General features: G+C 71.7%; 11 protein-coding genes. 5 read left to right on the forward strand and 6 right to left on the reverse strand.

All coding sequences use genetic code 11. The features are described from left to right. Positions 1 to 18: 18 nt before the first annotated feature. Genes ABZZ74_RS19585 through ABZZ74_RS19595 form a run of 3 tightly spaced genes read left to right on the forward strand, consistent with a single transcriptional unit; the run spans position 19 to position 3112 of the window. A complete protein-coding gene (locus ABZZ74_RS19585) occupies positions 19 to 1422 on the forward strand; it encodes a glutamine synthetase family protein (protein WP_356766480.1) in 1404 nt (467 codons plus the stop codon). 1 nt (position 1423) lies between these two features. Continuing rightward, positions 1424 to 2560, forward strand: coding sequence for an amidohydrolase family protein (locus ABZZ74_RS19590; protein ID WP_356766482.1), 1137 nt, complete (start codon positions 1424 to 1426; stop codon positions 2558 to 2560). 15 nt (positions 2561 to 2575) lie between these two features. Then, the gene (locus ABZZ74_RS19595; RefSeq protein WP_133048061.1) at positions 2576 to 3112 is read left to right on the forward strand and encodes an NUDIX hydrolase family protein; all 537 of its coding nucleotides are present in this window, start codon (positions 2576 to 2578) and stop codon (positions 3110 to 3112) included. Here the strand turns inward: ABZZ74_RS19595 and ABZZ74_RS19600 are convergent. Next, positions 3075 to 3893 (reverse strand): DUF427 domain-containing protein, encoded by an 819-nt coding sequence (locus ABZZ74_RS19600; protein ID WP_356766484.1) that lies wholly within the window; start codon positions 3891 to 3893, stop codon positions 3075 to 3077. The genes ABZZ74_RS19595 and ABZZ74_RS19600 overlap by 38 nt on opposite strands. An 18-nt stretch (positions 3894 to 3911) precedes the next feature. Here ABZZ74_RS19600 and ABZZ74_RS19605 point away from each other — a divergent pair, with 18 nt between their 5' ends. Both ABZZ74_RS19605 and ABZZ74_RS19610 read left to right on the forward strand, forming a co-directional pair. Further along, on the forward strand, positions 3912 to 4853 hold the full coding sequence (locus tag ABZZ74_RS19605; protein ID WP_356766486.1) for a sigma-70 family RNA polymerase sigma factor: 942 nt from the start codon (positions 3912 to 3914) through the stop codon (positions 4851 to 4853). Between the two features lie 55 nt (positions 4854 to 4908). Further along, positions 4909 to 5466 carry a dihydrofolate reductase family protein gene (locus ABZZ74_RS19610; protein WP_356766488.1) on the forward strand — a complete coding sequence of 186 codons (558 nt, stop codon included), beginning with the start codon at positions 4909 to 4911 and terminating at the stop codon, positions 5464 to 5466. Between the two features lie 600 nt (positions 5467 to 6066). Here the strand turns inward: ABZZ74_RS19610 and ABZZ74_RS19615 are convergent. The 5 genes from ABZZ74_RS19615 to ABZZ74_RS19635 form a co-directional block, all read right to left on the reverse strand. Beyond that, entirely contained in the window at positions 6067 to 6798 is a 732-nt protein-coding gene (locus tag ABZZ74_RS19615; RefSeq protein ID WP_356766723.1) for a hypothetical protein, read from the reverse strand. Positions 6799 to 7206: 408 nt separating this feature from the next. After that, complete coding sequence (locus ABZZ74_RS19620; RefSeq protein WP_356766490.1) at positions 7207 to 8190, reverse strand: aldo/keto reductase; 984 nt, start codon at positions 8188 to 8190, stop codon at positions 7207 to 7209. A 72-nt stretch (positions 8191 to 8262) separates the two neighbouring features. Continuing rightward, entirely contained in the window at positions 8263 to 8928 is a 666-nt protein-coding gene (locus ABZZ74_RS19625) for an NUDIX domain-containing protein (protein WP_133048066.1), read from the reverse strand. Between the two features lie 56 nt (positions 8929 to 8984). Next, positions 8985 to 10433 (reverse strand): alpha-amylase family glycosyl hydrolase, encoded by a 1449-nt coding sequence (locus ABZZ74_RS19630; protein ID WP_356766492.1) that lies wholly within the window; start codon positions 10431 to 10433, stop codon positions 8985 to 8987. After that, on the reverse strand, positions 10430 to 13162 hold the full coding sequence (locus ABZZ74_RS19635; protein ID WP_356766494.1) for a glucosidase: 2733 nt from the start codon (positions 13160 to 13162) through the stop codon (positions 10430 to 10432). The genes ABZZ74_RS19630 and ABZZ74_RS19635 overlap by 4 nt, the downstream gene beginning before the upstream one ends. Positions 13163 to 13423: the final 261 nt, after the last annotated feature.

Here is a 13423-nt window from a genome sequence, read left to right on the forward strand (position 1 = left end):
CTCGACCGTGGAGGACGTATGACCACCCTCGCCGATCCCGTCCCCGGCGGCCGCCCCGGCGACGTCGACCGGGCCAGGGCCCTGAGCGGTGAACTGTCCGGGCAGGGCGTGCACGGCGTCGTGCTGTCCTACGTCGACACCGCCGGCATCGGCCGGGTGAAGACGATCCCCACGGCGAAGCTCGCCTCCGCCGCGGCCTGGGGCGTCGGCATGTCACCGGTGTTCGACACCTTCCTGGCGAACGACTCCATCGTCACCACGGACGTCCTCGGCTCCCCCGACGGCGATCTGCGGCTCTACCCCGACCTCGACCACCTCGTCGTCCTGGCCGGGCAGCCCGGGTGGGCGTGGGCGCCGGTCGACCGGATCACGCAGGAGGGCGAGCCGCATCCGGGGTGCTCGCGCACGGTCCTGCGCCGGCTGGTCACCGAGGCCGCCGAACGGCACGGGCTGTCCTTCGAGGCGGGCATCGAGATCGAGTGGGCCGTCGGCCAAGGCCCGTCCGCCACCGGGGACTTCGTGCCGGCGCTGCACGGACCGGCCTACGGGGCGACCCGGCAGGTCGAGTTGAGCGACTACGGCGCCGATCTGCTGGCCGCGCTGGCGGCGCAGGACGTGGACGTCGAACAACTCCATCCCGAGTACGCGGCCGGGCAGTTCGAGATCTCGGTGGGCGCGCTCGACCCGGTGGCCGCCGCCGACCGCAGCATGCTGGTGCGGCAGACGATCCGGGCGGTCGCCGGGCGCCACGGGCTCGTGGTGTCGTTCGCCCCGGCGGTCTTCGCGCAGGGCGTCGGCAACGGCGGCCACATCCACCTCTCCGCCTGGCGTGACGGCGTCAACCTGCACTCCGGCGGTGAAGGGCGCCACGGAATGACCGCCGAGGCCGAGTCCTTCGCGGCGGGCGTCCTCGCCCACCTCCCCGCCCTCACCGCCGTCACCGCGCCGAGCCCCGCCAGCTATCTGCGCCTCAAACCCTCCCAGTGGGCGGGGGTTTTCACCGCCTGGGGCCGCGAGACCCGCGAGGCCGCGGTGCGAATCGTCACCGGCACCACGGGCCTGCGCGAGCGGGCCGCCAACCTGGAGGTCAAGCCGGTCGACCTGGCCGCCAACCCCTACCTCGCCCTGACCTGCGTGATCGCGGCTGGCCTGGACGGGCTGACCTCGTCCACGCCCCTCCCCGAGGAGATCACCGGCGACCCGGCCCGCCTCGGCGAGGCCGAGGCGGCGACCCGGGATGTGCGCCGGCTGCCGGCCTCGCTGCGGGAGGCCGTGGAAGAGTTCCGCAAGGACGAGCGGCTGCGGGCCGCGCTCGGGCCGGTCCTCGCGGACGCCGTGATCGCCGTACGTCAGGGGGAGATCGCCGCGGTCGAGGGCTACGACGACGAACAGGTGGCGGCCGCCTACCGCTGGAAGTACTGAGATGCCCACCGGCCCCGTCCAGGAGGCGCTCGACGCCCTGCCGTTGGTGGACCACCACTGCCACGGCGTGGTCACCGGCGACCTGGACCGGCAGGCCTTCGAGACGCTGATCACCGAGGGCGGGGCCTGGCCCGGGATCTCCACCTTCGACAGCCCGGTGGGCGTCGCGATCCGCCGCCACTGCGCTCCCCTGCTGGACCTCCCGCGCCACGCGCAGCCCGACGCATACCTCGCCCGGCGCGCCGAGTTGGGCCCCGGCGAGGTGCACCGCCGCTTCCTCGCCGCCGCGGGGACGGAGGTGTTCTGTGTGGACACCGGGTACGCCCCGGAGCGTCTCACCACACCCGCCGAACTGGTGGAGCCCGTGGGCGGGACGGCGTACGAGATAGTGCGGCTGGAGAGCGTCGCCGAGGAGGTGGCGGCGCAGGGGGGCGAGCCCGGCGAGTACGCGGACCGGTTCCGGGTGGCCGCGCTGGAGGCGGTACGGCGGCCGGGCGTGGTCGGCGTGAAGTCGGTGGCCGCCTACCGAACCGGCTTCGACCTGGACCCGGCGCGCCCCTCCGACGCGGAGGTCACCGAGGCGGCCCGGCGCCTGCTCGCGAGCGGTGCCGGACGGCTGGCGGACCCGGTGCTCGTACGGCATCTGCTGTGGACCGCCGTCGACCTGGGCCTGCCGCTCCAACTCCACGTCGGACTCGGCGACAACGACATCCGGCTGCACCGCTCGGACCCCGCCCACCTCACCGACTGGCTGCACCTGACCGCCGGGACGATCCCGGTGATGCTGCTGCACTGCTGGCCCTACCAGCGCCAGGCCGCCCATCTGGCCGCGGTCTTCGAGCAGGTGTATCTGGACGTGGGCCTCGCCCTGCACCATGTCGGCCCGGCGCGGGCACGTGCCGTGCTGGAAGAGGCCCTCGAGATCACGCCCTTCCGCAAACTCCTGTACAGCTCGGACGCGTACGGTGTGGCCGAGTTCCACTGTCTGGGCGCGCTGTCCTTCCGCCGGGCGCTGGCCGCTCTGCTCCAGGAGCGGGTGGACGACGACGAACTGGACCTGCCCGACGCGCTGCGCCTGGCGGAGTGGGCGGGAGCACACAACGCACGCCGGGTATACCGCCTGCCCGGCGCCTCCTGAAAGTATGATCAAGCAATGTCTGACATGACCGATACCACGCCCGGCTGGCTCTCCCCCGACGAGCTGGAGATGGCGCGTGCCAGGATGCCGATCCTGTACGTCGAGGCCGTGCCCGTGCGCGTCGACGACAGCGGCGAAGTCACCAGCGTCGGCCTGCTGCTGCGCATCGGGCCGGACGGGACGGTCAGCCGGACCCTGGTCTCCGGCCGGGTGCTGCACCACGAGCGCGTCCGGGACGCCCTGCTGCGCCACCTGGAGAAGGACCTCGGCCCGGTGGCGCTGCCCCGGATCCCGGCCTCGCTGCAGCCCTTCACCGTCGCCGAGTACTTCCCGACCCAGGGCGTCACGCCATACCACGACCCGCGTCAGCACGCGGTGTCGCTGGCCTACGTGGTCCCGGTGACGGGTGACTGCCGGCCCCGGCAGGACGCCCTGGACCTGGTCTGGTTCAGTCCGCAGGAGGCCGTGTCGGAGGCGGTGCAGAGCGAGATGCCGGGCGGGCACGGGGTGCTGCTCAGGCAGGCGCTGGCCCACGTGGGCTGCTCGGTGTGAACAGCGCGCTGAACGGTGTGACGGGGCGCTCCAGCCGCTCCCCGTCCACGGTGATGTCGACCGCCTCGTTGAAGAAGGCCAGCAGTCCCTGGATCGCGCCCACGGCGGGCAGCGGATCCGGGTAGCTCCACACGAGATTCGCCCCGCCGGGCGTCGACCAGTACTCGGCGGTGCCCTTGTAGGGGCAGCCGGTGTGGTGGTCGGTGGGGGTGAGCAGGTCCATGCGGACGTCCTCACGCGGGATGTAGTAGCGGGTCGGCAGGCCGGTCTCGAAGACCAGCACGGGCCGGTGGGTGTCGGCGACGAGGGTGCCGTCGACCGTGACCTGGACATGGCGGCTGCTCACGAGGGCGTCGACGCGTTTGTGCGGGTCCCGGGGATGGACGAAGATCTCTTCCTCCTCCTCGTACCAGTGGTCGAGGCCCTTGCCGCTGCGCCGGAACCACTCGAAGGCGATGTGGTCGGCGAGGTCGGCGGAGGGGAAAGTCCAGGCGGCGTTCTCCAGCACTTCGCCGTCGATCTCCAGGTCGTAGAAGACCGTCGATCCGGTGTGGGACCCGGTTCGCGGGCGTTTCGCGGGGCGCAGGAGGTCCTCGCGTACGTCGCCGCGCGGGAAGGCGTACTGCGGTACGGGCAGTGACGGTTCCCAGACGAGGACGGGGTGCCGGCTGTCGACGACGGTGACGTCGCCCTTGCGGCCTCGCACCCGGCGCTCGCTCGGCTCCCACAGGAGGCCTTCGGGGGTGCTGCGGACGGACTGTGCGGTGGGAAATCCACTCATGGGTCCATGATGAACCCCATGGACCTTGAGCCGTACCGGGGCGAGTTGGTGGCGTACTGCTATCGGATGGTGGGCTCGTTCCACGAGGCCGAGGACCTGGTGCAGGAGACCTTGCTGCGGGCCTGGAAGGCCCGTGACCGGTACGACGCCGGCCGCGCCTCGCTGCGGACCTGGCTGTACCGGATCGCGACCAACGTGTGTCTGACCGCGCTGGAGGGGCGGGCGCGACGCCCGTTGCCCTCGGGGCTGGGCGCGCCGAGCGACGATCCGGGCGTCCCGCTGACCCCGGCCTTCGACGTTCCCTGGCTGCAGCCGTTCCCCGACAGCCGCTACGACGTCGAGGCGCGGGCCGATCTGCGGCTGGCGCTGGTGGCGGCCATGCAGGTGCTGCCGGCACGGCAACGGGCCGTGCTGGTGCTGCGGGAGGTGCTGGAGTTCAGTGCCGCCGAGGTGGCCGAGCAGTTGGAGACGACGGTCGCCGCCGTGAACAGCGCGCTGCAGCGGGCCCGGGTCGCGTTGGCGGGCGTGGGCGATCCCGGCGAGGTGACCGAGCCGGACGACGCCGGGGCGCGGGAGGCCGTGGGGCGGTACGCGCGGGCGTTCGAGGCGGGGGACGTGCCCGGGCTGGTCCGGCTGCTGACGCACGACGCGATCCTGGAGATGCCGCCGGTGCCGCTGTGGTACCGCGGGAGCGAGCGGTACGGCCTGTTCATGGAGCGGGTGTTCGCGATGCGCGGCACGGGCTGGCTCAGCCGGCCGCTCACCGCGAACGGACAGCCGGCGCTCGCCGCCTACGCGCCCGGGGCGGAGGGCGGGCCGCACCGGCTGCATTCGCTGCAGGTGTTCACGGTGGCCGGCGGTCTGGTCGCCCGCAACGTGGTGTTCGCCGATCCGCGGCTGCTCGAACCGTTCGACCTGCCCCGAGAGATTTTCTTCGACGGGTTTCCCGGCGAGCGATGAGTCCGGCCGGTGTCACCGGTACGTACCGGTGACACCGATCGAGAGGACATCGGACATGAGCGTCATCGTCATCGCGTACACCACCCTGGACGGGATCGTCACCGACCCGGACGGCTCCGAGGGGACACCGGGCGGCGGCTGGCTGTTCGGACACGGCCCGGAGGTGGTCGCCGGGGACAGGTTCAAGCTGGGGACCAGCCTGGACGAGGGGGTTCTGCTGCTGGGGCGGACCACATGGGAGCAGTTCTCGCGGCTGTGGCCGGAGCGCGACACCCCCTTCGCCCTGCGGATGAACGGCGCGTCGAAGCTGGTCGCCTCGCGCACCCTCACCGACGTCTCGGCCTGGTCCAACTCCCGTCTCCTGGAGGGCGACCTGGTGGACACCGTCAAGCGGGAGCGGCGGGACGTGGTCGTCATGGGCAGTCTCGGCGTCGCCCGCGCGCTGATGGCCGAGGACCTGGTCGACGAGTACCGGCTCGTCACCCTCCCCACGCTCGTCGGCACCGGCGGCCGGCTCTTCCCGACCGACACCTCCCCCGTCCATCTGGAGTGCCTGTCGGTGGAACGGGCCGGCCCCGCCACCCTCGCCCGCTACGCGAGGACCCCGGCCTGAGAAGGGCGCGTCCGCAGGCGTAACGACCGGTCCCTCACACCAGCACCGAGGGACCGGCCGTGGGGCACGGGGCCGGGACGGAACCGGGGGTGGCCGGCAAGGACGGTCCGCCGGGGCACCTGGACCAGGGCGACAGCGGTCACGACCGCGCCGCCGCGCCCTCACGTCAGCAGCGAGGGACCCGCCGCCGGGCACCGGGCCGGCAAGGCACCGGCAGTAGCCGACACGGACGGTCCGCCGGTCCGTCGTCCGCGGCCACGCTCGTGGACCAGGGCCAGGACGATGGCGGTCACGACCGCGCCGCCACGCCCTCACGGCAGCAGCGAGGGACCCGCCGCCGGGCACCGGGCCGGCACGGCACCGGGAGTGGCCGGCACGGACGGTCCGCCGGTCCGTCGTCCGCGGCCACGCTCCTGGACCAGGGCGACAGCGGTCACGACCGCGCCGCCGCGCCCTCACCGCAGCAGCGAGGGACCGGCCATGGGGACACCGGGCCGGCAAGGCACCGGGAGTGGCCGGCACGGACGGTCCGCCGGTCCGTCGTCCGCGGTCACGCTCCTGGACCAGGCCGACAGCGGTCACGACCGCGTTGCCGCGCCCTCACCGCAGCAGTGAGGGACCGGCCATGGGGTATGGGGCCGGGACGGCACCGGGGGTGGTCGGGGAGGACGGTCCGTCGGGGCGTCGTCCGCGGCTGCGCTCGTGGAACAGGGCCAGGACGATGGCGGCCGCGACCGCGATGAGGTGCTCGCGGCCCGCCAGGTTGGGGACGGCGATCGACTCCCAGACCATCGAGCCACCGGTCAGCGTGAACACGATGGGGGCACGGCGGACGACGGAGATGTACGTGAACAGGCCCACCACGGCCGCGGACGGGCCGGTGTCGAGGACCTGCCCGATCTCCGGCGGCAGTCCGATGCCGTGCCAGCCCGGCCCGATCGCCAGCATCACCCGGACCGTGAGGGTGCCCGCCAGGGTGGTGACGTAGGAGATGAGGAGGGTTCTGGCGCGGCCGAGCGCGAGTTCGGCCAGGGCGAAGGCCAGGAAGAGCTGGGTGATGCCCGCCCACACCGGCAGGTCGAGGGCGGGCACGTACAGCGACACCGGTGTGCGCAGCAGCGCGAGCCACAGCGGCAGGTCGGCGTAGACGCCGCCGAGCAGCCGTACGGCGGTCGCGCCGGCCGGGTGCTGGGCGATCGCGTGGAAGAAGATGACGCCGAAGGCGGCGAGGAAGGCGAGCGACAGCGCGGGCAGCCCGCGGCGTCTCAGCTGCCGTACCGGGTCGGCGATGATGCCGTTCCACTCGCCGCGCAGTGTGCGCCACAGGAACAGCAGAGCCCGCCACCACCACACGGCCTGGGGCTGTCCCTCACCCCGTTCGACCAGGTCGGTCCCCCTGATAAGCAAGATTCCCCCGTCTCTCGAACACGGCCCCCACCGTATGGACCGGAAATCCGCTCGGGTCGTTCATAACCCTTGGTTAAAGCTTCTGTGAATATTTCGGGGCTGTCACGTGTACAACCATTGACCGACTGTTCCCGTCGACCTGGCGACATCGGCGACGTCTTGTCCGTGCTGGTCCGTTGGCTCTGTGCTGTCCTGCGTGTACCCAGGAGAGCCGATCTCTTGCTCGTCCTCTTGTTCGCCGTGGGCTTCGCCGCACTGCCCGTCTTCGTGCGCCGCACCGGCGGTTGGTATACGGCCCTCGCGGGCTACGCGCTCAGACCCGGCAGGCCGCTCTCAGTTCGCCGCGTCCAGCCTCGAGCGCTGGTCCGCCGTCAGTTCCAGGTCGACGGCGGTGAGGTTCTCCTCCAGCTGGGCGAGCGAGGAGGCGCCGGCCAGCGGGACGGTCGGGACGTCCGAGCCCAACTGCCAGGCGAGGACGACCTGGTTGACGCTCGCGCCGGTCTCCTCGGCCACCTCGTGCAGGGCCGCGAGCCGGGGCGGGGTGCCGGGGTGGTCGTAGTCGTGCGGCAGCCGCTCGGGGCGGACGTAGGCGCCCTTCAGCAGGGGTGAGTAGGCGACCAGGGTCAGGCGGGGTTCGGCCCGCAGATAGCTCAGCAGCTGCGGGTCGACGGCGCCGAGGCTGCCGTCGGGGAACAGGTCGCTCGGCACGTCCGTGCGGGGGCGCAGATAGCTGTGCTGGTATTGGAGGACCTGGTAGCCGGGCAGCCCGGCCGCGGCGGCGATCGCCCGGGCCCGCTCCACCCGCCACACGGCCTGGTTGCTCACCCCGAGCAGACCGACCGTGCCCTCGGCGACGAGTCCGGCGAAACCCTCGACGGTCTCGCGCTGCGGGACCGCCGGGTCGTCGATGTGCGCGTACAGCAGGTCCAGCTTCTCGACGCCGAGCCGTTCGCGGCTGCGTTCGGCGGACTCGCGGATGACCTTCGCGGACAGACCCTCGGGGTTGTCGACGTAGCTGGTGCCGGGGGCGAGGGGGCGGGCGCCGAGCTTGGTCGCGATGACGATCTCGTCGCCGACGCCGCGGCTGCGCCGCCACCGGCCGAGCAGTTCCTCGCTCTGGCCGCCCTGGCCGCCGTCCTCCCAGAAGGCGTAGTTGTCGGAGGTGTCGATGAAGGTGCCGCCCGCCTCGACGAACCGGTCGAGCAGGGCGTACGACGTCTTCTCGTCGGTGCGGGAGCCGAACAGCATGGCGCCCAGCGCGAGGACGCTGACCTCCCGGCGGTGCGCCGGGTCGGTTCCGATCGTGCGGTACTTCATGGGTGTGTCCTCCCGTTCGTGCCCGGATTGCCTGCTACGAACGGGAGTCTTCCTCTTGAAGTGCGCTTGAGGTCAACCCTTCGCGAAGGGTCCGTCGAGAGCGGCCCACTGCAGCAGCATGATGGTCTTGGCGTCGTTGATCTCGCCGGTGCGGATCATCTCCAGGGCGCGGCGGAAGGGCAGTTCGACGATCTCGATGTCCTCGCCCTCCTCCTCCAGGCCGCCGCCCTCGTGGGTGTGGGTGGAGGGTCCGTAGGCGGCGGCGAAGAAGCTGACGCGCTCGGTGACCGAACCGGGGCTCATGTAGACGTCGAAGACGTGCTCGACCTCGCCGATGGTGTGCCCGGTCTCCTCCACCACCTCGCGGCGCGCGGTGAGTTCGGGGTGCTCGTCATCGTCGTCGAGCAGTCCGCCCGGAGTCTCGATCAGCATGCCGTCGGGGTGGCCGTTGACATAGACGGGGAAGCGGAACTGCCGGGTGAGGAGCACGGTTTCGCGGTCGGTGTCGTACAGGAGCATGGTGGCGCCGTTGCCGCGGTCGTGCGTCTCGCGCTGCTGGCTGCTCCAGGTGCCGTCGGCATGCTGGAAGTCGAAGGTGGTGGCGCGCTCCACGTACCAGTGACTGGAGAGCAGTTTCACCTCGCGCACCCTCACGCGCGGGTTTCCGGTCAGGTCGAGGCCGGTTCTGTCCAGGCCGGTGCGGCCGCGGCGGTCCGGGGTGTCGATGCCGGCGGTCACAGGTCACCGCCGGTCGTGCGTGAGCAGGTCATGGTCGCTGTCTATCACGGCCCCCGTCAGGCCGCGCTCAGGACGTGGGAGTGCCAGGCGGGCAGGTCGACGAAGAGCCCCGGAGCGAGCAGCGCGTCGCCGTCGCGGTCGTACGTCAGGTCCGTCACCAGGTCGGTGAGCCGGTGCGGGGCTCCGGCCAGGTCGGGCCAGGGCAGCGGGATCTGGCCCTGGGCGGGGGCGTCGGAGTGATTGACGACGACGAGGTGGCGGGTGCCGGGGCCGGTCCAGGACCAGGCGAGCAGGTTGCGGTGGGTGTCGTTGTCGGGCCAGCCGGTGACGGGGAGCAGACGCCACTCGCCGTCGCGCACGGCGGCGGCCGCCGGGAGCAACCGGCCGTAGAAGGCACGGAGTTGTTCGTCGACCGGCTCCTCGGGGCGGCGGGAGAGGAACACCGGCGGGCGGACCGTGCGGCCCTCGAACTGGCCCTCGTGCCAGAGGGTGGCGCCCGGCAGGGTGGCGACGGTGATCGCCGCGGCGCGTTCCCGGTCGCCGGGGAGGGTGGCGGCGGCGCGGGGTTCGTCGTGGTTCTCCAGGAAGCGGACCAGGCCGCGCTGGTAGCCGAGGCCGGCCTGGAGGTGGCCGCGGACCGCGTCAGCGTCCTCGTGCAGGAGGCGGTCGTAGAGGCGCTTGTCGTAGCAGTGGTCGAAGCCCTGCTGCTGGAGCGCCCATTCGAGGTCCCAGTAGGCCTCGGCGACGAACAGCAGGTCGGGGTGGCGGGCGCGGACGCGCGGGACGACGTACGGCCAGAAGTCCTCGGCCGGCGGCGGTCCCGCCTTCTCGCCCCAGGTCTTGGCGAAGACGTCGTTCATCAGCAGCATCGCCATGTCGCAGCGCACGCCGTCGGCCTGGTCGCCGATGGAGACGAGGGTGTCGACGGTAGCCGCGCGCAGGTCGTCGCTGAAGGCGTCGAGCTGGACGACGTCCGGCCAGGGCGCGAAGTAGGGGTCGCGGCCGCGGGCGTAGATCTGCCCGGCGGCCTCCAGGAAGGCCTCGGGCGACCGGGCCAGGTCGTCCGCGCTGCCCCGGATCAGGCAGCGGGGGCGTTCGGCGAGCCAGGGGTGGTCGGGGGCGACGTGGTTGGGGACGTAGTCCAGGATCAGCCGCAGGCCGCGCGCGGCGAGTCGGGCGCGCGCCTCGGCGAGGCCCTCCGGGCCGCCGAGGGAGGCGTCGACGACGTAGTTCCGTACGCAGTACGGCGATCCGGCGATGTCCGCCTCGGTGAGGTCGGGCAGGGCATGGCGGAAGGAGGCGAGCAGGGACTCGTCGCGCAGGGCGATCGCGAGTCCGGCGGGGCTGCGCTCCCAGACGCCCATCAGCCAGACGGTGTCGACGCCCGGCACGGCGACCTCGTCCCAGGCCTCCTCCGGTACGTCGCCCAGGGTGACCGGACGGTCGTACCGGGTGCTCAACTCGCGCAGCCAGACGAGGGTGTTGATCTCGTGGATCACCGTCATGAGAAGGGCTCCTCCTCGTGGGTCGTGAGCCGTTCGTCCCGGGGCCGCAGGGAGTCGCGCCCGCCGCGCCGCCAGTCGTCGGCGCTGATCGCGCGGAACACGGTGGCGGTGGCCGCGACCAAGCCGGTCCAGCCGGTCTGGTGGGAGGCGCCGAGGCCCGCGCCGTTGTCGCCGTGGAAGTACTCGTAGAAGAGGATCAGGTCCTTCCAGTGCGGGTCCTTGGCGAACTTGGGCTGCGCTCCGTGCACGGGCCGGTGGCCGTCCTCGCCGCGCAGGAAGGTGGCGGTGAGGCGGTCGGAGATCTCGCGGGCGACCTCGTAGAGGTTCAGCTGCCGCCCGGAGCCGGTCGGGCACTCCACGGTGAAGTCCGGCCCGTGGTAGGCGTGCAGGTTCAGCAGGGCGCGGATCAGCAGGAGGTTCATCGGGAACCACACCGGGCCGCGCCAGTTGGAGTTGCCGCCGAACATGCCGGAGTCCGACTCGGCGGGCAGGTAGCCGACGCCGTAGGTCTCGCCGTGCACGTCGAAGGTGTACGGGTGGGCCGCGTGGTAGCGGGAGAGGGACCGGATGCCGTGCGGGCCGAGGAACTCCTCCTCGTCGAGCATCCGGGCCAGGATGCGGCGCAGCCGGTCCTCGCCGAACAGGGCGAAGAGGTAGCGGCCGTCCGCGTCGGGCGCCGCCCTGACGTTCTGGTCGACGAAGGCCTCGACGGCCGGGTGCCGCTTGATGAACTCCTTCGCTCCCTCGACCAGTTCGGGGAAGACACGGTGGGCCCGGCCGCCGATCACACTGGTCGCCGCCAGCGGGATCAGGCCGACCAGCGAGCGCACCTTCATCGGCTGCGCGCTGCCGTCGGGCAGCCGCAGCACGTCGTAGAAGAAGCCGTCCTCCTCGTCCCACAGGCTGGCGTTGTCCTTGCCCATGCGGTTCATGGCGACGGCGATCCAGGCGAAGTGCTCGAACAGCATCTGTGCCTGCTCGACGTAGACCGGGTTGTCGACGGCGAGTTCGATGGCGATCTCCAGGAGGTTCTGGCAGTACAGCGCCATCCAGGCGGTGCCGTCGGCCTGGTCGATGTGACCGCCGGTGGGCAGCGGGGCGCTGCGGTCGAACACACCGATGTTGTCCAGGCCCAGGAAGCCGCCCTGGAAGACGTTGTTGCCGTCGACGTCCTTGCGGTTGAGCCACCAGGTGAAGTTCTTCGTCAGCTTCTGGAAGGCGTTCTCCAGGAAGGCGCGGTCGGCCTTCCCGGTGCGGTGCTTCTCCAGTTCGTAGACGAAGAGGGTCGCCCAGGCGTGCACGGGCGGGTTGACGTCGCCGAAGTTCCATTCGTACGCGGGGATCTGGCCGTTGGGATGCAGGTACAGGCGGCGCAGCAGCAGTTCCAGCTGGGACTTGGCGAAGCCGATGTCGACCATGGCCAGGGCGATGGTGTGGAAGGCGAGGTCCCAGGCCGCGAACCAGGGGTACTCCCAGGTGTCCGGCATCGAGATGACCGCGTCGTTGACCATGTGGTACCAGGCGCTGTTGCGCAGGCGGGGGTCGGCGGCCAGGGGGTCCACCCCGTGCTCGGCGAGCCAGCGCTCGACGTCCAGGTAGTAGTACTGCTTGCTCCACAGCATCCCGGCGAGTGCCTGCCGCACGACCCGCCGCTCGTCCTCGCCCATGCCGTCGGGAAGGACGCTGTCGTAGAAGGCGTCGGCCTCGGTCCGCCGCGCGTCCATCGTCGCGGCGAAGTCGCCGAAGGGGTCGGTGAGTTCACGGTCGCTGAGCCGCAGCCGGACGGTCACGCCGTCACCGGCGGGCACGGTCAGGACGGTGTGCAGGGCGGCCTTGGTGCCGGTCTGTGCCGGGTTGACGGCGGCGGTGTCGCCGTGGACGACACAGCGGTCGATGCCGTCCTTGACGTAGGGCGTGGTGTTCGGACTGCCGAAGATGCGCTCGTTGTTGGTCTCGTTCTCGGTGAACAGGGCGGTGGCGTCGGTGTCGTGGTAGAGCCAGCGCGGGCCCAGTTCCTCGTGGTCGGCGCGGATGGCGTCGGGAGTCTTCGTCAGGCTCGGTACGGCGGTTCCGCCGGCCCAGGACCAGGTGTGACGGAACCAGAGGGTCGGCAGCAGGTGCAGGGTCGCCTCGTCGGGGCCGCGGTTGTGGACGCTGATCTCGATCAGCAGGTCCTCCGGGCCGGCCTTGGCGTACTCGACGAAGACGTCGAAGTAGCGGTCCTCGTCGAAGACCCCAGTGTCGAGCAGTTCGTACTCGAAGTCGTGCCGGGTGCGGGCCCGGTTGGTGTCCACGAGGTCGGCGTAGGGGAACTCGCCCTGCGGGTACTTGTAGAGGTACTTCATGTAGGAGTGGGTGGGCGTGGAGTCGAGGTGGAAGTAGTACTCCTTGACGTCCTCGCCGTGGTTGCCCTCCTGGTTGGTCAGGCCGAACATCCGCTCCTTCAGGATCGGATCGCGGCCGTTCCACAGGGCCGGCGCGAAACAGAGCCGCTGCTTGTCGTCGCTGACGCCGGCGATGCCGTCCTCGCCCCAGCGGTAGGCGCGGGAGCGGGCCTGGTCATGGGTGAAGTACGACCAGGCGTCGCCGCCGGGGCTGTAGTCCTCCCGTACGGTCCCCCACTGGCGTTCGCTGAGGTAGGGCCCCCAGCGGCGCCAGTCGGCCCGGGACGCGTCGGCGTCCGCGAGCCGCTGCCGCTCGGCGCCCGTCACACCGCTGTCCGCCACCATGACCGCCTCCTCGTACCCGGGCAACGCACCCAGCCTCGACGGTCCCGCGCGGCGCCGCAATGCCTGAGCGGCGGAGGGGGGACTTCCCCCTGCCGATCGGCCCCGGGGAGCGTCGTCAGCCCCGTGGAGGGGTCACTGGAGAGGCTTTGTCTCTCAGGCGGCCGCTACGGGGAACATATCTCGCCAGCCAGGAGAGCGCGGTGTACTGCGTGGACGCCGGCCGTGTGTGGCCGGCCGGTGCCGCGCACCGTCGTCAGCCGG

The sequence above is a fragment of the Streptomyces sp. NPDC006476 genome (assembly GCF_040612015.1).
GTDB lineage: Bacteria > Actinomycetota > Actinomycetes > Streptomycetales > Streptomycetaceae > Streptomyces > Streptomyces griseorubiginosus_B.

Bases quoted from the DNA above. Each gene is read 5' to 3' on its own strand.
- ABZZ74_RS19585 (WP_356766480.1), top strand. From the start codon at position 19: ATGACCACCCTCGCCGATCCCGTCCCCGGCGGCCGCCCCGGCGACGTC.
- ABZZ74_RS19590 (WP_356766482.1), top strand. From the start codon at position 1,424: ATGCCCACCGGCCCCGTCCAGGAGGCGCTCGACGCCCTGCCGTTGGTG.
- ABZZ74_RS19595 (WP_133048061.1), top strand. From the start codon at position 2,576: ATGTCTGACATGACCGATACCACGCCCGGCTGGCTCTCCCCCGACGAG.
- ABZZ74_RS19600 (WP_356766484.1), bottom strand. From the start codon at position 3,893: ATGAGTGGATTTCCCACCGCACAGTCCGTCCGCAGCACCCCCGAAGGC.
- ABZZ74_RS19605 (WP_356766486.1), top strand. From the start codon at position 3,912: ATGGACCTTGAGCCGTACCGGGGCGAGTTGGTGGCGTACTGCTATCGG.
- ABZZ74_RS19610 (WP_356766488.1), top strand. From the start codon at position 4,909: ATGAGCGTCATCGTCATCGCGTACACCACCCTGGACGGGATCGTCACC.
- ABZZ74_RS19620 (WP_356766490.1), bottom strand. From the start codon at position 8,190: ATGAAGTACCGCACGATCGGAACCGACCCGGCGCACCGCCGGGAGGTC.
- ABZZ74_RS19630 (WP_356766492.1), bottom strand. From the start codon at position 10,433: ATGACGGTGATCCACGAGATCAACACCCTCGTCTGGCTGCGCGAGTTG.
- ABZZ74_RS19635 (WP_356766494.1), bottom strand. From the start codon at position 13,162: ATGGTGGCGGACAGCGGTGTGACGGGCGCCGAGCGGCAGCGGCTCGCG.